19 protein-coding genes are annotated in these 18,015 nt (G+C 73.0%); 8 read left to right on the top strand and 11 right to left on the bottom strand.

What is annotated here, in order from left to right:
- Positions 1-205: 205 nt before the first annotated feature.
- The 4 genes from HHX31_RS09765 to HHX31_RS09750 are packed head-to-tail and all read right to left on the bottom strand — an operon-like array spanning position 206 to position 3,574.
- Positions 206-1,126: an ABC transporter substrate-binding protein gene (locus HHX31_RS09765; RefSeq protein WP_169947404.1), complete on the bottom strand. Its 921-nt coding sequence runs from the start codon at positions 1,124-1,126 to the stop codon at positions 206-208.
- Positions 1,127-1,164: 38 nt separating this feature from the next.
- Complete coding sequence (locus tag HHX31_RS09760; RefSeq protein ID WP_169947402.1) at positions 1,165-1,827, bottom strand: ABC transporter permease; 663 nt, start codon at positions 1,825-1,827, stop codon at positions 1,165-1,167.
- Positions 1,824-2,498 (bottom strand): ABC transporter permease, encoded by a 675-nt coding sequence (locus HHX31_RS09755; RefSeq protein ID WP_311931713.1) that lies wholly within the window; start codon positions 2,496-2,498, stop codon positions 1,824-1,826. The genes HHX31_RS09760 and HHX31_RS09755 overlap by 4 nt, the downstream gene beginning before the upstream one ends.
- Positions 2,495-3,574, bottom strand: coding sequence for an ABC transporter ATP-binding protein (locus tag HHX31_RS09750; RefSeq protein WP_169947400.1), 1,080 nt, complete (start codon positions 3,572-3,574; stop codon positions 2,495-2,497). Before HHX31_RS09750 ends, HHX31_RS09755 begins: the two co-directional genes overlap by 4 nt.
- A 283-nt stretch (positions 3,575-3,857) precedes the next feature.
- Between HHX31_RS09750 and HHX31_RS35045 the strand changes: the two genes are divergently transcribed.
- The 4 genes from HHX31_RS35045 to HHX31_RS09730 all read left to right on the top strand — a co-directional run bounded on the left by HHX31_RS35045 (position 3,858) and on the right by HHX31_RS09730 (position 8,259).
- Positions 3,858-5,795 carry a hypothetical protein gene (locus HHX31_RS35045; protein ID WP_169947398.1) on the top strand — a complete coding sequence of 646 codons (1,938 nt, stop codon included), beginning with the start codon at positions 3,858-3,860 and terminating at the stop codon, positions 5,793-5,795.
- A gap of 485 nt (positions 5,796-6,280) precedes the next feature.
- Positions 6,281-6,937, top strand: a complete 657-nt coding sequence (locus tag HHX31_RS09740) for a TetR family transcriptional regulator (RefSeq protein ID WP_169947397.1) — start codon at positions 6,281-6,283, stop codon at positions 6,935-6,937.
- A gap of 178 nt (positions 6,938-7,115) precedes the next feature.
- Positions 7,116-7,964, top strand: a complete 849-nt coding sequence (locus HHX31_RS09735) for a hypothetical protein (RefSeq protein WP_169947395.1) — start codon at positions 7,116-7,118, stop codon at positions 7,962-7,964.
- Between the two features lie 124 nt (positions 7,965-8,088).
- Complete coding sequence (locus HHX31_RS09730; protein ID WP_169947393.1) at positions 8,089-8,259, top strand: hypothetical protein; 171 nt, start codon at positions 8,089-8,091, stop codon at positions 8,257-8,259.
- On the opposite strand, the gene HHX31_RS09725 is transcribed toward HHX31_RS09730, so the two are convergent.
- From HHX31_RS09725 to HHX31_RS09710, 4 genes are read right to left on the bottom strand one after another with little or no spacing between them, the layout of a single operon-like run.
- A complete protein-coding gene (locus tag HHX31_RS09725) occupies positions 8,219-8,962 on the bottom strand; it encodes a VOC family protein (RefSeq protein WP_169947391.1) in 744 nt (247 codons plus the stop codon). The genes HHX31_RS09730 and HHX31_RS09725 overlap by 41 nt on opposite strands.
- On the bottom strand, positions 8,949-9,734 hold the full coding sequence (locus tag HHX31_RS09720) for an alpha/beta fold hydrolase (RefSeq protein ID WP_169947389.1): 786 nt from the start codon (positions 9,732-9,734) through the stop codon (positions 8,949-8,951). The genes HHX31_RS09725 and HHX31_RS09720 overlap by 14 nt, the downstream gene beginning before the upstream one ends.
- Positions 9,734-10,684, bottom strand: a complete 951-nt coding sequence (locus tag HHX31_RS09715) for a Rieske 2Fe-2S domain-containing protein (RefSeq protein ID WP_169947388.1) — start codon at positions 10,682-10,684, stop codon at positions 9,734-9,736. Before HHX31_RS09715 ends, HHX31_RS09720 begins: the two co-directional genes overlap by 1 nt.
- On the bottom strand, positions 10,681-11,874 hold the full coding sequence (locus HHX31_RS09710) for an FAD-dependent oxidoreductase (protein WP_169947386.1): 1,194 nt from the start codon (positions 11,872-11,874) through the stop codon (positions 10,681-10,683). Before HHX31_RS09710 ends, HHX31_RS09715 begins: the two co-directional genes overlap by 4 nt.
- A 117-nt stretch (positions 11,875-11,991) precedes the next feature.
- Between HHX31_RS09710 and HHX31_RS09705 the strand changes: the two genes are divergently transcribed.
- Complete coding sequence (locus HHX31_RS09705; RefSeq protein WP_169947384.1) at positions 11,992-13,164, top strand: cytochrome P450; 1,173 nt, start codon at positions 11,992-11,994, stop codon at positions 13,162-13,164.
- A 12-nt stretch (positions 13,165-13,176) separates the two neighbouring features.
- Here HHX31_RS09705 and HHX31_RS09700 read toward each other — a convergent pair whose 3' ends face one another.
- From HHX31_RS09700 to HHX31_RS09690, 3 genes are read right to left on the bottom strand one after another with little or no spacing between them, the layout of a single operon-like run.
- A complete protein-coding gene (locus HHX31_RS09700) occupies positions 13,177-14,034 on the bottom strand; it encodes an ABC transporter permease (protein ID WP_169947382.1) in 858 nt (285 codons plus the stop codon).
- Positions 14,034-14,978 (bottom strand): ABC transporter ATP-binding protein, encoded by a 945-nt coding sequence (locus HHX31_RS09695; protein ID WP_169947380.1) that lies wholly within the window; start codon positions 14,976-14,978, stop codon positions 14,034-14,036. Before HHX31_RS09695 ends, HHX31_RS09700 begins: the two co-directional genes overlap by 1 nt.
- Before the next feature lie 30 nt (positions 14,979-15,008).
- A complete protein-coding gene (locus tag HHX31_RS09690; RefSeq protein ID WP_211589541.1) occupies positions 15,009-15,401 on the bottom strand; it encodes a hypothetical protein in 393 nt (130 codons plus the stop codon).
- A gap of 299 nt (positions 15,402-15,700) precedes the next feature.
- Here HHX31_RS09690 and HHX31_RS09685 point away from each other — a divergent pair, with 299 nt between their 5' ends.
- The 3 genes from HHX31_RS09685 to HHX31_RS09675 are packed head-to-tail and all read left to right on the top strand — an operon-like array spanning position 15,701 to position 17,984.
- Complete coding sequence (locus tag HHX31_RS09685; RefSeq protein WP_169947378.1) at positions 15,701-16,969, top strand: cytochrome P450; 1,269 nt, start codon at positions 15,701-15,703, stop codon at positions 16,967-16,969.
- Positions 16,966-17,802 (top strand): methyltransferase domain-containing protein, encoded by an 837-nt coding sequence (locus HHX31_RS09680; protein ID WP_169947376.1) that lies wholly within the window; start codon positions 16,966-16,968, stop codon positions 17,800-17,802. Before HHX31_RS09685 ends, HHX31_RS09680 begins: the two co-directional genes overlap by 4 nt.
- Positions 17,799-17,984 carry a hypothetical protein gene (locus HHX31_RS09675; protein WP_169947374.1) on the top strand — a complete coding sequence of 62 codons (186 nt, stop codon included), beginning with the start codon at positions 17,799-17,801 and terminating at the stop codon, positions 17,982-17,984. The genes HHX31_RS09680 and HHX31_RS09675 overlap by 4 nt, the downstream gene beginning before the upstream one ends.
- Positions 17,985-18,015 lie beyond the last annotated feature (31 nt).

Genomic DNA, 18,015 nt, shown 5'->3' with positions numbered 1-18,015 from the left:
TCATGCCCGGCCGGACGCGGCCGGGCTCCTGCCGGTGTCCCATTCCCTCACATCGCGGGACCCGCGTGTCACCGGGGTGGCGGAGCCGCCCCCGGCGGGTGAACGGACGACGGCCCCTGACCGTGGTGGCCGGGGCCGTCGCCTCTGTGCCTGGCTCGGTGCCTGGCTCGGGTCAGGCCCGGGTCAGGCCCGGGTCAGGCCCGGGTCACAGCAGGCCGTTCTGGGTGAGCCAGTCCTTGGCCACCACGGGCGGGTCGTCCTTGTCGACGGCGACCCGCTTCATGAGGCCGACCAGCGTCTCGGTGTCCAGCTTCGCGGAGACCGCGTTGAGCGTGGAGGTCACGGTCTCGTCCACTCCGGCCTTGTAGACGAGGGGCGTGATGTTCTCGGAGCCGAACGCGTTCTTGTTGTCCTCAAGCGGCACGAGGTCGTTCAGCACGATCTTGGGGTCGGTGGTGAACACGTTGCCCACCTGCACCGTGCCGCTCTTGATCGCGTCGGCGGTGGTGGCCCCGGTGGGCTTCCACTGCTTGAACTCAAGGCCGTAGACGGTCTTGAAGTTCTCCTCCTGCCGCTGCTTGAACTCCGGCGGCCCGCCGACCACGAAGTCCTTCGCCACCTTGGCCAGGTCCTCGATGGTCGTCAGCTTGTACTTGTCGGCCGTGGCCCTGGTGACCGTGAGGGAGTTGTTGTCCTCGGCCGCGGCCGGCTCCAGCAGCTCGAGCTCCGGCGGCAGCTTCGCCTTGAGACCGGCGACGATCTCGTCCTTGGTCTTGGCCGTGCTCGACTTGTCGACGAAGGCCAGCAGCGAGCCGACGTACTCGGGCAGCACGGTCAGGCCGCCGCTCTTGACCTGGTCGAAGACCACCTCGCGACTGCCGATGTTCGGCTTCTCCTCCACGGTGACCCCCTTGGCCTGGAGGGCCTGGGCATACATCGAGGCGAGCAGGACGCTCTCGGGGAAGTCGAAGGAGCCGACGACGACCTTCGTGGGGGCGGCGCCGCCCGAGCCGGAGGCCGACGGAGCCGCGGTCGCCGTGTTGGACAGCGGGTCGGAGCCCCCGCAGCCCGATAACGTGAGCGCCGCGGTCAGCGCGACCGCCGCGACACCGAAAATATGCCTCATGACTATATTCCCTTCATTGTCAGGGGATAATAGGGAGATTAGCGGACCTGGCGGACGCCGGGCGAGACGACCACCCGGTCGAGAAGGACGAAGGCGAACTGGACGGCCAGCGCGAGGCCGGCCACCAGGACCGCTCCCCCGATCACGCTCTCGTAGGTCTTGGTCGCCAGCCCGTCGATGATGAACCGGCCGAGCCCGCCCAGGCCGACGAAGGCGGCCACGGTGGCCGTCGAGACGACCTGGATGGCGGCGAGCCGCAGGCCCAGCAGGATCAGCGGCAGCGCGACCGGGGTCAGCGTCCTGAACAGCACCTGCCGCCCGCGCAGGCCCATGCCGTACGCGGCGTCGCGCAGGTCGGCGTCCACCCCCCGCACGCCCTCGTACGTGTTCACCAGGATGGGCGGGATCGCCAGCACGACCAGCGGGATCAGCACCGGCAGCACGGTGCCCACGCCCGCCAGCAGAACCACGAGCACGAGCAGGCCGAGCGTCGGCAACGCCCGCGCCGCGTTGGCCGCCACCACGACGAGCAGCGCGCCGCGGCCCGTGTGGCCGATGAGCATGCCGAGCGGCACGGCGACCAGCGCCGCGATGAGGAAGGCCGCGGCGGAGAACTCCAGGTGCTCCAGCAGCCGGACGGGGATGCCGTCCGGGCCCGACCAGCGCGACGCGTCGCCGAAGAAGCCGAACAGGAAGTTCACGCCGCCCTCCTCGCGCGGGACCAGGGGGTCAGCAGCCGCTGCGCGAGCACGAGCAGCCCGTCGGCGAGCACGGCGAGCAGGACGATGAGCGCGATCCCCACCACGATGGGCGTGTAGAACTGCCGCTGCCAGCCGTCGATGAACAGGTTGCCGAGCCCGCCCTGGCCGATCAGCGCGCCCACGCTGACCAGGCTGATGCTGGACACGGTGGCGACCCGCAGTCCGGCCAGGACCACCGGCACCGCCACCGGCAACTCGACCCGCAGCAGCCGGCGCACGGGCCGGAACCCCATCGCCACCGCCGACTGCCGTACGGGGTCGGGCACCGAGGCCAGCCCGTCCACGACGGCGGGCACCAGGACCGCGAGCGCGAAGAACGTCAGGGGGATGACGACGGTCGACCGGGTGAGCCCGGTGACCGACAGGAAGATCGAGAACAGCACGAGGGACGGCAGCGAGTAGGTGACGTTCATCACCGCGGCCGTCGGCTGGTAGAGCCAGCGCCACCGTACGCAGGCCAGCCCCAGCGGCAGGGCCACGACCAGCCCGAACAGCACGGGCAGGAAGGCCATGACGATGTGGTTCTCCAGCAGTGCGCTGATCGCGGTCGGGCCTCCGTTGGCCCAGTTGCGCGCGATCCAGTCCCAGCGGACCAGAGGCTCCTGGCTCACGCGGGCGCCTCCTCGGCCGGCCCGGAGCCCTGGGACGGCGGTGGGGAGGGTGCCGGGGAGGGCGCTGGAGGCGGCGCGTACTCGGCGAGCAGTTCGTCGATCGCGTCACGCCCCGCCACGCCGCGCACGCGGCCGTCCTCGTCCACGGCGACCGCGACGCCGTTCGCCGACAGCAGGGCCGCGTCGAGCGCCGCCCGCAGCGAGTCGCTCTCGGGGTCGAAGGTGCCGTACGCCGCGAGCTCGTCCCCGGTCCGCCAGCCGAGCGGGCGGCCGGCCTCGTCGGTCGCGAGATCGGACGGCGCCGGGCGGAGGCGCACCTCCTTGGCCGAGATGAACGACAGCCGCCGGATGCCGCGGTCGCGGCCGAGGAACTCGCGGACGAAGTCGTCGGCGGGCTCGGTGAGCAACGTGGCGGGGCCGGCCATCTGGGCCAGCCGCCCGCCCACGCGCAGGACGGCCACCGTGTCGCCGAGCTTGACCGCCTCGTCGATGTCGTGGGTGACGAACACGATCGTCTTGCGCAACTCCGACTGCAGCCGCAGCAACTCGTCCTGCAGGCTGGCCCGCACGATCGGGTCGACCGCGCTGAACGGCTCGTCCATCAGCAGCACCGGAGGATCGGCCGCGAGCGCCCGCGCCACGCCGACCCGCTGCTGCTGGCCGCCGGACAGCTGGAAGGGGTAGCGGCCGGCCAGTCCCGGGTCGAGCCCGACCAGTTCCAGCAGTTCCATCGCCCGGGTGCGCGCCTTCTTCTTGCTCCAGCCCAGCAGGTACGGCACGGTCGCCACGTTGTCCACGATCTTGCGGTGCGGGAAGAGACCGGCCTGCTGGATCACGTACCCGATGCCGCGCCTGAGCGTGGGCGGATCGATCTCGCGCACGTCCCTGCCGTGCAGGGTGATGCGGCCGGAGGTGGCGTCGATCATGCGGTTGATCATGCGGAGCGACGTGGTCTTGCCACAGCCGGACGGCCCCACGAACACGGTGATCGCCCCGGTCGGCACCTCGAGGTCGAGGTCGTCCACGGCCACCGTTCCGTCCGGGTAGCGCTTGGTGACGCCTTCAAACGTGATCACGCGATCTCGCCCTTCGAAAGAGTGTGCGATCAACTCAACGTCAGGAGGCCCGCTCGCTCTTCCCCCGTGAGCCTCCGGGAATAGGACGCCACCCGTTCCGTACAGGACACCCGGCGGCCAGCCTACGGCGGCGGCTTTGATCTCAGTGCCTAGATATCTATCAATAGGGCATCTCCTGATGCGTGGTGTGGCGAGGTGTTGGCATGATTACTCTCACGTCTCTCTCATCCCTCCGCCGTGTCCCTACCGACACGGACCAGCACGAAACTCAGAGGAGCCGGTCGTGACTCCACCGCTCACCGGTCAGCGCTCCAGAAGCGAGCTGATCGCCGAGCTCTACGAGCGTCACGCCACGGGCCTGTTCGCGTACTGCCACGACCAGCTCGGCCAGACCGCGCCGGCCGCCGACGCCGTGGTGGCGGTCTTCACCACCGCTCCGACCGCCGAACCGCCCTCGCGCGCCGCCCTGTACGCCCTGGCGCGCCGGGAGATCTACCGGCGGGACGTCAGTTACGCGCTGCCCGCGGTGGACTCGGTCACCGACCCCGCCACCGCCTTGATCGAGCGGGTGTTCCGGGACATCCGGCCGCACCAGCGCGAGGTCCTGCTGCTGTCGGAGGTGTGCGGCCTCACGCCGCCCGAGCTGTCGGTGGTCCTCGACGTGGCGGTCGACACCGCCGAGGAACTGGCCGAGGGAGCGGCGCGCCGCTTCGCCCAGACCCTGGAGACCGCGGTCACCGCCGCCAGGTCGGCGCCGTTCGTGCCCACCGCCGTCGCGGAGGTCTACGACGCCATCGGCGTCTCCCCCGTCGGCGACGTGCTGGCCCGGCTGCCCTGGCACCGCCCGGCCGCGTCCGTACGCGACCGGGTGCTGACGGCGCTGCCGTACGAGGAGCCGGGAAGCGTCACGGGTCCGGAACAGTCCTCCGGGCTGGTCACCAAGAGGCTGTGGCCGACCACGCCGACCTGGCCGCTGCCGCTGAGCGACCCCGACCAGGCCACCGACACGGTCGTGGTCAAGACCGACACCCTCGCGCCGTCGCAGGGCTCCCGGCGCAAGGCCAGGCACGAGGCGACGACCGAGCCCATGCCGAGGTTGCGCGGCGCGCTGGTCAACCCGCTCGCCGAGGGTCGTCTGCGCAGAAAGCGCTCCGGGCGGCCGGCCCGCTCCGGGGCGGCCGAGTCCCAGCCGGCGCTGGCCGCGCCGATCGAGCCGCAGGGGTCCTCTCGGGAACCCGCCCAGACCACGCCCGCCACACCATCGATCGCACCGGCCGTCGCGGAGACGGCCCCCGACGCGTTCGACGCGTTCGGCGGCTCCGAGGCCACGCACCGCCCCGACCCGTTCGAGTCGTTCGGCGTGACGGCACGCGCCTCGGACCCCTTCCCCGGCCCCGGCACGACGCCACCTCACCCCGAGCCGTTCGACGCCTTCGGCGTCATGCCCGGCCCGGCGAAGGACTCCGGCGGCTCAGCGGACACCCCTCGTGCCCCGGAGCCGTACGACGCCTTCCGAACCCCGCCGCGTCCCGCGGAGCCGTTCGACGCCTTCGGCGGGTCCGCCACACCACGCCAGGACGACCCCCTGGACGCGTTGTTCGAGACGCTCCGCTTCGCCCAGCCCTTCGACGCGTTCCGTACGGCCGAACCCGCCGGCACGCCGGGGCAGGCCGAGCCCGCCGAGGCCCCCACGCGGCCGGGGCCAGCCGGCCCGGCTCCCGCCGCCGAGGAGGCCGGCGTGTTCTCCCCGGCCTTCCCACCGGCCTTCCCCCCGGTTTCGGAGCCGTCCGCGGACTTCCCGCCGGCGCCGCCCGCCGAACCGTCACTTCCTCCCGCTCCTTCCATGGACGTGTTCGCCCCCGCGCCGCATGAGACCGGGCCGCAGGAGACCGGGCCGCACGCCGGGTGGTCGACCGCCGAGCCGCCCGCCCTGGCCGAGGTCCCGGACGAGCGGCCGTCGGCCGGGGAAGTCGAGCGCCTCACCCAGACGTTCCGGCCGGAGCCGGACGTCCAGCTCCACCCGGTCGCCGCGGCGGTCTCCCGTCCGCTGCCCGCCGCCTCCCGCACTCCGGCCCGCAGGCACCGGGGCAAGCCCTCGGGGAACGGCGCGAGCAAGCGCCGGCGCGCGAAGGGCGACCGGCACTACGACTGGCTGTGGGAAGTCGTCGGCATCCTGATCTGCCTGGTCATCGCATTGATCGTTTTCTACTTCGTGCAGTGATCGCCACCGCCCAGACGATCGCCACCGCCCATGCGGTCGGCACCGCCTGAGTGCCCGGCACTGCGCGAGTGCCCGGCACCGCCGCGCACGGGTGTCCGAAAGAGAGCACGCGCCCGCCGGCCGGTCTCCCGATGCGGCCCGGACACGGCCGGCGCGCGGCACCGAGGGGCCCGTCGGGAGCGCGCCGGCCCCTCGCGCTCCCCTGTGTCTCCCACGTGTTCCCCGTGTTCCCCGTGTCTCCCGTGTCTCCCGTGTCTACCGTGTCTCCCGTGTCTCCGTGTCTCCCGATGTTCCACCGGCCTGCCCGCAGGGACGAGACACCACTCCAAAACCAGGAACTAGAACAGATTCCAATTCCTCGCAGGAGAACGCTCGGCGAACCGGTGACGGCACGCCACCGAAACGCGACATTCATATAACCGCCAGCGCTTTTGTGACTGGTGAGTAACCATCCAGAAGGAGCGGAAATCAGATAACGTGTTCCTATGCGCACTACGCATGCACTCGCCGACGCTGCGCCGTCACCCCCCGAAGGGCCTTCCACAGGGGGCGACCGACCGGCTCCCGCGACCCCGGGAGCCCGCACCCGGAGCCAGCACCAGCGGCGGCGGCGCATCGTCCAGGCGGCGGCCGCCCTCGCTTCCCGCGGCGGTGTCGAGGCGATGCAGATGCGTACGGTCGCCGAGCGCGCGGGCGTCGCCCTGGGCACGCTCTACCGCTACTTCCCCTCCAAGATGGACCTGGTCGTCGCCGTGGTCGGCGAAGAGATCGACCTGCTGGAATCCAGCATGGAAAGGCGCCCGCCGACCGCCGCGCACCCGGCCGGCCGGGCGGTCGACGTGCTGATGCGGGCCACGCGAGGGCTGATGCGCGAGCCAGAGCTCGCCGACGCGCTCATCCGCTCCCTGATCATGGCCGAGGTGGAGGCGCCGTTCAGCGACCGGATGGCGAGCCTGCTGCTCCGCGTCGCCACCGACGGCCGCGAGGTGGACATCCCCGCGGAGGACCAGCTCGCGCTCACCGGGTCACTCGCGGGCGTCTGGGTGCAGGAGTTGCTGGAGATGCTGCGCGGGCGGCGCACCTACGAACAGAGCCAGCACCGCATCGAGATCACCGCCGAACGGCTACTCGCCGGTTTCTAGTTTCACCTCACGCCGGGGTGACTTTGCCGCCAACCGGTGACACCAGGTGGATAACCACTGGTCAGGCCACCGAGTCAGACAGGTAGGCCACTAGAACAGGTTTCGGCCTTATTGGAATGAAATTCCGATCGCCGGAAAGCGCCTGGACCGAGTGCCGGGGTTCTGCTTCCATGTCAGGGTGACGCGCACCCCCGAGACCCCGGCGGCCCGGCGGGATGCCGCCGCACCGCGCACCACCTCCCCCCGCACCGCCTGGGGACCGCTCGCCCTGTCGTACGCCACGGCGCAGTTGGTCGAGGTGTTCGTCCACGAAGGGTCGCACGCCCTGGCCGCCCGCGCGCTGGGGTTCCATCCTGCCATCGGCCAGTTCGTCGAGGCGCACGTGGCCTCGGCGGATCGGGCGCAGGAGGCGCTGGTGGCCGCCGCGGGCCCGGTCGGCAGCCTCGTCACCGGCCTCGTCTGCTGGGCGCTGTACCGCCGCCGCGGGCCCTCCTACCCCCGCCTGCTGCTGATGTGGCTGGCGATGACGGGGATCGCCGCCTTCCTGGGCTACCTGGTGGTCACGCCACTGCTCGCGCCGGGCGACACCGGCGCCATCGCCCGCCTCTATCACGTGCCCGTCGCGGTCCAGTTCCTCGTGGCCGCCGCCGGGATGGCGCTGCTCTATCTGGTCACCCGGCCGCTCAGCCGGATGTACCTCGACTCGCTGCCCGCGAGCGTGCCACTGGACACCCCCCGCGCCCGCAAGGCCGCGGTGACCCGCCTGTGGGTCCCCTACTTCCTGGGCCTGGCGCTGCTGGTGCCCGCCGCTCTCGGCGGCGACCCCGAGGTCGTCTTCTACGGCATCCTCGGCTGCTGGGGGCCGGGAATGGCGCTGGTCGGATTCATGACGCCGAACGCGGGCCGGCCGTACGAACCGCGTGAGAGGGCGGAGACGGACTGGCGGCTTCCCGCGTGGGCGTTTCTCGCCTATGCGGCGGTGGTCGCGTTCTATCTGCTCGTGCTGCGGCCCGGCCTGCATATCTGAGGACGGAAATACGCATACGTACGGCCCGGCGGTCCGGATACGTAATTAACGGAATCACGCTGGACGGCCCGCCGGAAAAGCCCGATGATGCGTTGGCCGAATTCTTTTTCATCGGGGAGAGGTCATGGGACTGCGAAACATCCGCCTCATCGTTCCGCTGGTTTACGCGATCGCGGTCGTCGTGTCACTGATGATCGACAGGACCGTGGGCACTGTCGTCGTGGTCGTGGGGGCGATCCTCGTGGCCGCCTTCTTCATCTGGTTCCGCCCGCGGAGCGGCGCCGGCCGTCCCTGACGCCGAACAGCGCGCCCCAGGGGTCGCGCAGCACCGCCTCCCCGCCCTCGTGGTCCTGACCGGCCACGCCGCCGCCCGCCCGTTCCGCGGCCAGGGCCGCCGCGGGCACGTCGTCCACGAGGAAGTAGGACAGCCACTGCGGTGACGCCGCATGCGGCGTCCCGCGCACGTCCCATCCGGGCGGCGTCTCCTCCCCGAAGAGCCCGGACCCGAAGAGCCCGGGCCCGAAAAGCCCGGAGTAGAAGACGCGGGCGGCGGCGGGGTCCGCCGCCCACAACTCGTGGCCGCAGGTCGCGCCGGGCTCGTCGACCAGCACGATGCCCTCCGCCCAGTGCCCCTGCCAGAAGCCGACCGTCGCGCCCGCCGGGTCCACCGCGAACAGGAACCGGCCGTTCGCCCCAGCGCCGAGCGGCCCGAACACCACGGTGCCGCCCAGGGCCGCCACCCGCCCGGCCACCGCCTCGGCGTCCTTCGCCGCCAGATAGGTGTTCCAGGCGGCCGGCATCCCCCGGCCCTCGGGCACCCGGCCGAACCCGCCGACGACCTCCCCGCCCCGCCGCGCCAGGCGGTAGCCGTACTCCTCGGGCGCGTCGAAGGTCCAGCCGAACAGTCCCGCGTAGAAGTCTCGCGCGCCCTCCGGGTCGGCCGCCATGTAGTCCACCCAGCAGGGCCCGCCCTGCGCGTACGTCTCACGCCTCGGCACCGTCGGCGCTCCTTCCGAGGTGGGGCCGGATGAGCCGCGCGGCGGCCTCCGGACGCTCGATCATGCACAGGTGGCCCGCGTCGGCCATCCGCGCCACACGGCACCGGGGGACGACCGCGCCCAGCCGCTCTGCGTTGGCCTCGAACGTCGGCATCTCGGCGTCGCCGACGAGGACCAGCGTGTCGGCCCTGATCGCGCCGAGCGCCTCGTCGGTGTGCGTGTGCCGGTGGAAGGCCGCCATCGCGCCCGTGCGCAGTTCGTCCCAGCCGTGCCTGGCGATGACCGACCGCAGGCTCGCCCGCAGCCGGGGATGCGCCTGGGTGCCGAGGAAGATGTCGGGCGGCGAGGACATCCACACGTCCGCGAGGGTGGCGCCGTCCGCGCCGGCCCGCCGCAGAGCCATCAGCGCGCGGTAACGCGGCGCCGTCCCCGCCTCGCCTGGCGCGCCCGCGATGGTGGGCGCTCCGACGACGAGCCGTCGTACGACGTCGGGCGCATCGATGGCGAGCTGGATCCCGGCCAGCGACCCGAAGGACAGGGCGACGACGTCGTGCGCGCCCTCCGCCCGCGCGACGGCCGCGAGCTCGGCGGCGAGGCCCGGCAGCGTCGTGCCCGGCGGCATCGGGCCCGACCCGCCGTGGCCGGGCAGGTCGACCCCGATGTGCCGTCTGCCGGGCAGCAGCGCCCACAGGTCGCGCCAGGTGGAGGAGTCCATCGTGTAGCCGTGGATCCACAGGACCGCGGGTCCTTCCCCGCTCGCGTGCACCCGCATCACGCCGATCCCTCCGTACCCGTCGCGGCGGCGAGTCCGGTAGGCGCGGCGGGGGCTCCGGGAGGCGCGGCGGCGCCGAAGGTGGCGCAGAACCGGCGGAACGCCAGCACCGGCCGGTCTCCCGCGTCGTACCGCTGCGGCGCGCCGGGATCGAGATGGTCCCAGACGACGCGGTCCTGCTCGAAGGCGTACCGCGCGCCGTGGACCAGCGCGTCGAGCGCCTCCGCCCGCTCAGGCGGCAGGGCGATGGCGACCCGCCCGACGCAGCCCTCCGGGGTCGGCACGGCGCCCGTGATGATGGTGTACGGCGCGTCCGCGGTGCCCAGTTCCGTCACCACGAGGCTGGGGCTGAAGGCCCGCGCGTAGAACCTGGACGCGAAGTCGAGACGGCGCTCCCGCTCCCACGGCGGGGCCTTGGTGCGGAACTCCCCCTCGATCGTCAGTTCGCCGTCCGGGCCGGGTGCGACGCGCATGCCGATCACCCGCGGCACGAGGTGGACCTGGTGGAAGTGCTCTGCGTCGAAGGCGTTCTCGACCACGTACTCCGAGGGGACCGCCACCGGCTGGACCACCGCGCCGACGACCAGGTTGCCGTCCGCCACCTCCTTGATGGTCCGCTGGAAGCCCCGGTCGTCGTCGGGGGACAGCCGTACGAACACCGCCGCGCCCGCCCGCTCGACGTCGTACTCGGCGACCGACCAGCGCCGGGCCGTGTCCCCGAGCGCCACCCGCTTGCCGTGGAAGGGGCAGATGACGCAGTCGCCGTCGAGCGTGCCGCCGTGGCCGAGCGCCGCCCCCCGGTGCGGGCACAGCCCGTCGAACACGCGGACGCGCGACCCGTCGCGTACGGCGAGCAGCCTGCGCTCCCCGAGCCGCAGGGGTGTCAGTCCCTCGGCCAGTTCCTCCTCGAAGGCCAGCAGGTACCAGCCCGTGTGCACCGCGACGCTCATCGTCCTACCGCCTCCAGGACCTCTTGGGCCGCGCGCCTTCCGCTGGCGATCGCCGCCTGAACCATCGGGACGCCGGCCGCCGTGGCCTCGCCCGCGAAGAACACCGTGCCGCTCACCGGTTCGGCCCACGCCGCCCGCGCCCACAGGGCGCCGACACGGGGATAGGTGAACGCTCCCGTCGCCCAGGCGTCCGCGCCCCAGTCGGCCGCCTCGACGTGCTCGGGCCGGGCGTCCCCCGCCCAGGGCAGCACCCGGCCCAGCGGGGGCGGCCCCTCGCGGGCCGCCGCGCGCGCCAGCGCGGCGGCGCCCGCCTTGGCCACCACCAGGACCCGCGTGCTGCCCGCGGTGGAGGTCACGAAGCCCAGGCCGCCCTCGGCGTCGAACACGACGGCCGACTCCGGCGCGGGCCGGGAGAGCGTGACCACCGCGCACCACGCGTCGCCGAGGCGCAGCGACTCGGCCGCCGCCCGTTTGCGGGCCGGCAGGCCGCCGATCGTGAGAGCCCCGCCCGCGACCACGGGCGGGGGCACGGTCACCACCGCCGCGGACGCCGTCACCGCGCCAGCGTCGAGGCGGGCCTCCACCCGGCCGCGCGACCAGGCGATGCTCCTGACCGGGCTCCCGCAGTGCACGTCGAGCCCATGGGCCAGGGCGCCGGGCAGCCGGTCGAGCCCGCCGCGTACGGCGAAGCGGCCCTCGCCGACGTCGTCCGCGCGGCGTCCCGCCGCCATGCCCGCCGTGCTGAGCGACTCGGGGTCGGCCGCCCAGTTCTGCCGCAGCCACTCGGCCTGGTCGCCCCGGGTGAGCCGCCCGGCCGCGGGCACGTCCTCCTGCCCTTCCGGCGGGCCCTCCAGCAGGCTCCGTTCCACGGCCCACGGCGGCGCGCCCAGCCGGGCGAGCGCGCCGAGCGGCAGCACGCGGCCCGCCGTCGCGACGAGGGCGCGACCCGGTGCGACCGGCTCGGCCGCGCCGGGTTCCAGCACGTCCCAGACCGGATTGCGGTCGCCGTGGACCACCTGCGCCCCGAGTTCGATGGCCGGCTCGCCGTCGCCGGGACGGTGCGTGCGCACCCGGCCGCCGACGCGGTCCCTGGCCTCGACCACCGCGACGGCCAGACCGGCGTCGCGCAGGCGCCGCGCCGCGGTCAGCCCGCTCACGCCCGCGCCGACGACCACTACATCGACCCGCATCGCTGCCTCCCATAGGCCCGTTCGGTCGGCGTTTGCCCGCATTCATCCCGACAGCGGCCGCCCTGTAGTAGCGTGACGATGCCGTGATCTTGAGTCCTCAGCCCCGAGGGACCGCCGATGACAGCTCTCCGCCGGCTTCCCGCCGGTCTGGCCCACCCGTTCTCCCCGGCCGGGCGGTCCGATCCGTACCCCGCGTACGACTGGCTGCGGGCCAACGACCCGGTCCACTTCGACGTCACGTCGCGGATGTGGCTGCTGACGGCGCACGAGCACTGCGCGAGCGCGCTCAAGGACCCCCGGTTCTCGGCTGCGCTCGGCCAGCGCGAGCGGGTGCGGGACGACGACCTGCCCGCCTCGATGCTGACCACCGATCCCCCCGACCACAACCGGCTGCGCGCGCCCGGCATGGCCCTGCTGGGGCCCGCCGCGGTGCGCGAGCTCGCCTGCGACCTCGCCGCCGTCGTCGACGGCCTGCTCGACGGGCTCGGCGGGCTCACCGGCACGGCCGAGGTCACCCGGCAGCTCGGCGAGCCGTTCGCGACCGGTGTGCTCGCCAGGACGCTGCTGCTGCCGCGCGAGGACGAGGCGGCCTTCGCCGACCTGGCGCGGCGCGCCTCGGTCAACCTCGATCCGCTGGCGGGACCCCAGGCCGCGCGGGAGGGCCGGGCGGCCATGGGCGAGCTGACCCGCTTCCTCGCCGCGCACGTGGCGCGCGGGCCGGGCGGGCCGATCGCGCGGCTGGCCGCGGACGACCGGCTGACCCGGCCGGAGATGCTGGGCATCCTCTCGCTGGCCGTCGTCGGCGGCTGGCGCCCGCTGGCCGAGATGGTGGGCAACGCGCTGTTCTGGCTGCTGCCCCGTCCTGAGGCGCTGGCCGCGCTGCGCGACGGCGGCGACGACCTCGCCCGTACGGCGGTCGACGAGCTGCTGCGGCTGGAGGCCCCGATCCCCTTCACGGCCAGGGTGACGACCGCCGAGGTGTCCTTCGGGGACGCGGTGATCCCCGCCGGGGCGCGGGTGCTCGCGGTGGTCGCGGCGGCCAACCGGGACCCTGACGTCTTCGACCAGCCCGGCGAGCTGGTGCTGACCCGGTCTCCCAATCCCCACCTCGCCTTCGGCGCCGGCACCCATTTCTGCCTGGGCGCGCCTCTCGTCCGGCAGGCCGGAGCGCTGCTGCTGCGCGGCCTGGCCGGGCGCTTTCCCGCGATCCGCGCGGACGGGGACCCGCCCGCCTGGGCGCCCGTGCTCGTGCCGCGCCGGCTGGGCGAGTTCCGGATCCGGCTCTCCTGATCAGGGCGGCGGTCAGCGGACGTTCGGCCCACGCCAGCGGAAGGTCAGGAAGCTCAGCGCGGCCCCGGCCAGGCACCACGCGGCCAGCACCAGCGCGACGCGGTCGAGCTCCCACACGCCCGCGGGCTCGACGTGGGCGAAGTCGTTCGGCAGGAACACCGCGCGCAGCCCCTGCGTCATCCACTTGAGCGGGAACAGCGCCGCCACCGTCTGCATCCAGGCAGGCAGCTGGTTGTAGGGGAAGAACACCCCCGAGATGAACTGCAGCACCAGGAACGGCAGCGTGACGATGGCCGACGCCGACCTGGCGTTGGGGATGACCGAGCTGAAGGCCACGGCGAGCAGCGTGCAGGCGACCGCGCCGAGCAGCAGCACCCACACGAGCGTCTCCCACCGGGCGGCGGTCGAGGGCAGCGGCAGCCCGAACGCCAGCACGGCGACGGCGAGCAGCAGGAGCGTCTCCAGGGTGCCGGTCACGGCCACCCTGACCACCTTGCCGATGAAATAGGCGGACTTCGGCATCGGGCTCGACGCCAGCCTGCGGATCATCCCGGTGTCGCGCTCGATGGCGATGCTGATGGCGAGCCCGTTGAAGCTGACGCTCATCACGCCGCAGGCGATGATGCCCGCGATGAACATCTGCTTGAAGTCGGTGTGGGTGCCCGGCACCGTCCCCGAGAAGATGGAGCCGAGGACGACCAGCAGCACGACGGGCAGCAGCAGCGTGAAGACCAACGACTGCCGGTTGCGGAAGAACGACTTGAGCTCGACCGACGACCGCGAGACGGCCGCCCGCCACAGGGCGGAGCGAGCGGGGTCGAGCACCACCGCGCCGCCCTCCCGGCTGAGGGCCGCGTTGGGAGCGCCCATCACACGACACCGCCTTCCTGGTTGCTCCGGATGAGGTCCAGGTAGATCTCCTCCAGCGACGGCCGGTGGATGCGCAGGTCCGGCAGTTCGCGGACGCCGGAGGCCGCCGCCCAGGGCAGCAGCGCGGCCATGGCCTCGGTCGGCCGGTGCGTACGCACCACGACCAGGCCCTCCGCCTCCTCCACCACCGCGTCGCCCGGCAGCGCGGGCAGGCTCGCGCCGAGCCCGTCCGGCCTGGCGAAGCTCAGCGCGGCCGGCGTCGCGCGCCGGCCGCCCAGCTCGTTCACCGGGCCGGACTCGACGACCCGCCCGTTGACGATGACGGCCGCGCGCTGCGCCAGCGCCTCGACCTCGTCCAGGTAGTGGGTGGTGAGCACGGTGGTCTTGCCCCGGCGGGCGAAGAAGCGCACGAGGTCCCACGCCTCCCGGCGGGCGACGGGGTCGAGCCCCGTCGTCGGCTCGTCCAGGAAGATCAGATCAGGGTCTCCGACGATGCCCACCGCGACGTCGAGCCGCCGCGCCTGCCCGCCGGAGAGCGTCTGCGCCTGCTTGCGCGCCTGCTTGCCGAGGCCGACCATGTCGATCACCTCGGCCACCGGCAGGGGCGCGGGATAGAAGGACGCGAAGTGCTCGACCACCTCGCGCACGGTCAGGTCGGTGTACGCCCCCGTCGTCTGGGGGACGACGCCGATCCTGGCGCGCCACTCGGGCGCGTCCTCGGCCGGGTCGTGGCCGAGGACGCGCACCTCGCCGGAGGTCCGCCGGCGTACGCCCACCAGGATCTCCACCGTGGTGGTCTTGCCGGCGCCGTTCGGCCCGAGGAGGGCGAACACCTCGCCGCTCCGCACGTCGAGGTCCACCTCCTCGACCGCGCACACCGGACCGTACCGCTTGCGCAGGGAGCGCACGTGGACGGGATTCGCCTGGTCGGCGACCGTGGACATGGCCTGGTCCTCCGAGTGGGATCGTGATTGTCAGGTGCAGCAGCAGCAGGGGCAGCAGCAGCAGTTGATGTCGATCGCCTCGACCGCGGACGCGCCGGCCGCGATGGAGTCGAGGTCGCCCTCGCTCAGCTCGGCCATGTCGACCTGCGGCGTCTCGGGGATGTGCAGTTCGAAGCGGCCCGTCTCGAGGCCCCTCTCCCACAGCGCGACCTGAACCTCGATGTTGCTGTCGTGGTGGCCTTCCGGGATGTTGCGGACGAGCGTGACCTCGGCGCCCGCGGGCAGCTCCAGGCCGGACTCGGCCAGGGCCGAGCGGGGGTCGGAGTCCAGCCGCGCCGAGTATTCCTCGCTCGACCATGCCGTGATGAGAACGCGGGTGTACGCGTTCACGAATTCCGCGCGCTGCCTCGGGTCCAAAGACATAACCAGCCTCCCGGCTTTTTCGCGGCGATGTGTCCCGCCGCTTTCAAAATGGAGTCTTACACGGCCGGGAAGTCCCGCACAGACTTAATTTTCAGGCCGGGGCATAAGTATTGAGACCAGCAACGACCGAGACTATGCTCCGATCAGGAAATATCACCCGGTACGTATTCACCGTGAATCGCATGCGCAATTTCCAGAGAATACGTATTACCGAGAACTTGGGGGTGGGCATGGCCGGTACGCACAATCGATACGTATCCCTGCCGCCGGGGCCGCGGGACGCCCAGAGCCTGAGCGCGATGCGGGAGGCCCCGCTGCGCTTCGTCACGGAGATGGCCGCCTACGGCGACGTGACCAGGCACGAGACGGAGACCGGGCCGGTCTACATGCTGCACAGGCCCGACCTGGCCAGGCACGTGCTGAAGGACAACGGCGCCAACTACACCAAGGACCGCACGCCCGACGACGACATGCTGCGCCCTCTGCTCGGCAACGGCCTGCTGACCAGCGGCGGTGAGGACTGGGCCAGGCAACGCAAGATGATCGCCCCGGCCTTCCGCCCGACCGAGGTCGAGCGGTTCGACGAGATCATGACCGACGCCGCGGCCGGCCTGGCCGAGCGGTGGCGGCGGGCGGGCGAGGAGGGCGCGGCGGTCCGGGTCGACCACGAACTGACCTCTCTCACGCTCACCGTCATCGCGCGGGCCATGCTCGGCACCGACATCGCGGGCGTCGGCGACGGCTTCGGGCGGGCGGTGGACGAGGTCAACCGCTTCATCGGCCACTTCGACCCCGCCTCGGAGAAGGGCGGCAGAGAGGGGTTCCGCCGGGCCAAGGCGTTCCTCGACGGCGTCACCCGGGCGATCGTGGCCGCCCGGCGGGCCACCGGGCAGGAGGGCGACGACCTGCTCGGCGCGATGCTGGCCTCCGGGCACGCGATGACCGCGACCGAACTGCGCGACCAGGTCCTGACGATCGTCATGGCCGGGCACGAGACCACGGCCAAGGCGCTGACCTGGACGCTCTATCTCCTCGACCGCCATCCCGACGCCGCTCGGGCGGTGCGGGCGGAGGTGGACGAGGTGCTGGGCGATGACCGGGCCGCCACCGCCGCCGACATGCCCAGGCTGACGGCCTGCCAGCGGGCGATCAAGGAGGCCATGCGGCTCTATCCGCCCGTGTGGCTCATCTCCCGGCGCTCCGTCGAGGCCGACATCGTCGGCGGCTACCCGATACCGCCGGGCACGCTCGTATGCGTCAGCCCGTACGTACTCCACCGGGATCCGCGCTACTGGCACGACCCCGAGACGTACGCACCCGACCGGTTCCTCGCCGAGCACACCCACGCGGGGCATCAGTACCTCCCGTTCGGCGGCGGCCCGCGGGTGTGCGTCGGCCGCCACTTCGCGATGGTGGAGGCCACCCTCGTGCTGGCCGTGCTGCTGCGCGCCGTGCGCCCGGAACTCGTCCCCGGCTTCCCCGTGGAGCCCGAGGCCCTCGTCACGCTACGTCCCAGGCACGGCATGCTGATGGTGCCGAGGCCCAGGCAAGCGGGGAGCCGGCCGTGAGCGCGGCGACGGGCGCGGGCTCCTACGACCCGGCCACGACGACCGCGGGCGGCCTGTCCGGCGAGCTGGCGCGCCTCGAGGCGCAGGCGGCGCTCTCCTTCGACGAGGAGCTGCGGGTGCTGCTCGACGTCGGCGTCCCCGCGCCTCTGCTGGAGCTCGGCGCGGGCTCCGGCGCCGTCACTCGGCGGCTGCGGGCCGCGCTGCCGGACCTGCCCGTCGTGGCCGCCGACATCGACACCGCGCTGCTGGCGCACGCGGCCGACGCCCGGGTCCCGCTGATCGGCTGCGACGCCGTACGGCTGCCGCTGGCGGACGGCGCGGTGGGCACGGTCCTGCTGCGGTACGTACTGCAGCACGTGGCCGACCCCGCGGCGGTGGTGGCCGAGGCCCTGCGGGTGCTGCGGCCGGGCGGGCGGCTGGTCGTGGTCGAGGTGGACAGCATGCTGTGGGGCCTGGCCGACCCGATGTACCCGGAGCTGGCCGGCGTCCACGGCCGGATGGCCGGGGCGCAGCGCGAGGCCGGAGGCGACCGGCTGATCGGCCGCAAGCTCACCCGGATCCTGCGCCGCGCGGGCTTCCACGAGGTGGTGCTGCGGCCGTTCGCCACCACCAACGACGACCGCCCCACCGAGGCGTTCGCCCCCCACATGGGGCCGGAGCGGCTGGCGCCGCTGGTCGCCTCCGGGGCCCTGTCCCTGCCCGAGCTCGCCCTGGCGGCCGACCGGTGGCGGCGTTTCCGCGCCGACCCCGACGCCTGGGTCATGCTGCTCGGCCTCGTCGTCGCCGGGACCGCACCGGGCGGTCCCGCGCAGTCCGAACGGAGTACGCCATGACCCCCTTCTGGAAGATCTTCATCGCGATCTTCTGCTACATCAGCGCCCTCGTGGGCCTCGGGCTGGCCGTCGCCAACGCCAGCGTGAAGCCGCCCGCCACCACCCACGCCTTCGTGTACGGCGCGCTCGGCGTGGTGTTCCTCGTCGTCGCCATCGCGATGAGCCGCAAGCCCCGCTACTGAGCACGCGGACGCCGCCGGCGGAGGCCCGCCG

The organism is Microbispora sp. H11081, from assembly GCF_012999535.1.
Lineage (GTDB): Bacteria > Actinomycetota > Actinomycetes > Streptosporangiales > Streptosporangiaceae > Microbispora.
The sequence above is the reverse complement of the archived record's forward strand: the minus strand, read 5'-3'. Positions and strand labels throughout refer to the sequence as shown.

Bases quoted from the DNA above. Each gene is read 5' to 3' on its own strand.
- HHX31_RS09765 (WP_169947404.1), bottom strand. From the start codon at position 1,126: ATGAGGCATATTTTCGGTGTCGCGGCGGTCGCGCTGACCGCGGCGCTC.
- HHX31_RS09740 (WP_169947397.1), top strand. From the start codon at position 6,281: ATGCGCACTACGCATGCACTCGCCGACGCTGCGCCGTCACCCCCCGAA.
- HHX31_RS09730 (WP_169947393.1), top strand. From the start codon at position 8,089: ATGGGACTGCGAAACATCCGCCTCATCGTTCCGCTGGTTTACGCGATC.
- HHX31_RS09720 (WP_169947389.1), bottom strand. From the start codon at position 9,734: ATGCGGGTGCACGCGAGCGGGGAAGGACCCGCGGTCCTGTGGATCCAC.
- HHX31_RS09715 (WP_169947388.1), bottom strand. From the start codon at position 10,684: ATGAGCGTCGCGGTGCACACGGGCTGGTACCTGCTGGCCTTCGAGGAG.
- HHX31_RS09710 (WP_169947386.1), bottom strand. From the start codon at position 11,874: ATGCGGGTCGATGTAGTGGTCGTCGGCGCGGGCGTGAGCGGGCTGACC.
- HHX31_RS09705 (WP_169947384.1), top strand. From the start codon at position 11,992: ATGACAGCTCTCCGCCGGCTTCCCGCCGGTCTGGCCCACCCGTTCTCC.
- HHX31_RS09700 (WP_169947382.1), bottom strand. From the start codon at position 14,034: ATGGGCGCTCCCAACGCGGCCCTCAGCCGGGAGGGCGGCGCGGTGGTG.
- HHX31_RS09695 (WP_169947380.1), bottom strand. From the start codon at position 14,978: ATGTCCACGGTCGCCGACCAGGCGAATCCCGTCCACGTGCGCTCCCTG.
- HHX31_RS09690 (WP_211589541.1), bottom strand. From the start codon at position 15,401: ATGTCTTTGGACCCGAGGCAGCGCGCGGAATTCGTGAACGCGTACACC.
- HHX31_RS09685 (WP_169947378.1), top strand. From the start codon at position 15,701: ATGCGGGAGGCCCCGCTGCGCTTCGTCACGGAGATGGCCGCCTACGGC.
- HHX31_RS09675 (WP_169947374.1), top strand. From the start codon at position 17,799: ATGACCCCCTTCTGGAAGATCTTCATCGCGATCTTCTGCTACATCAGC.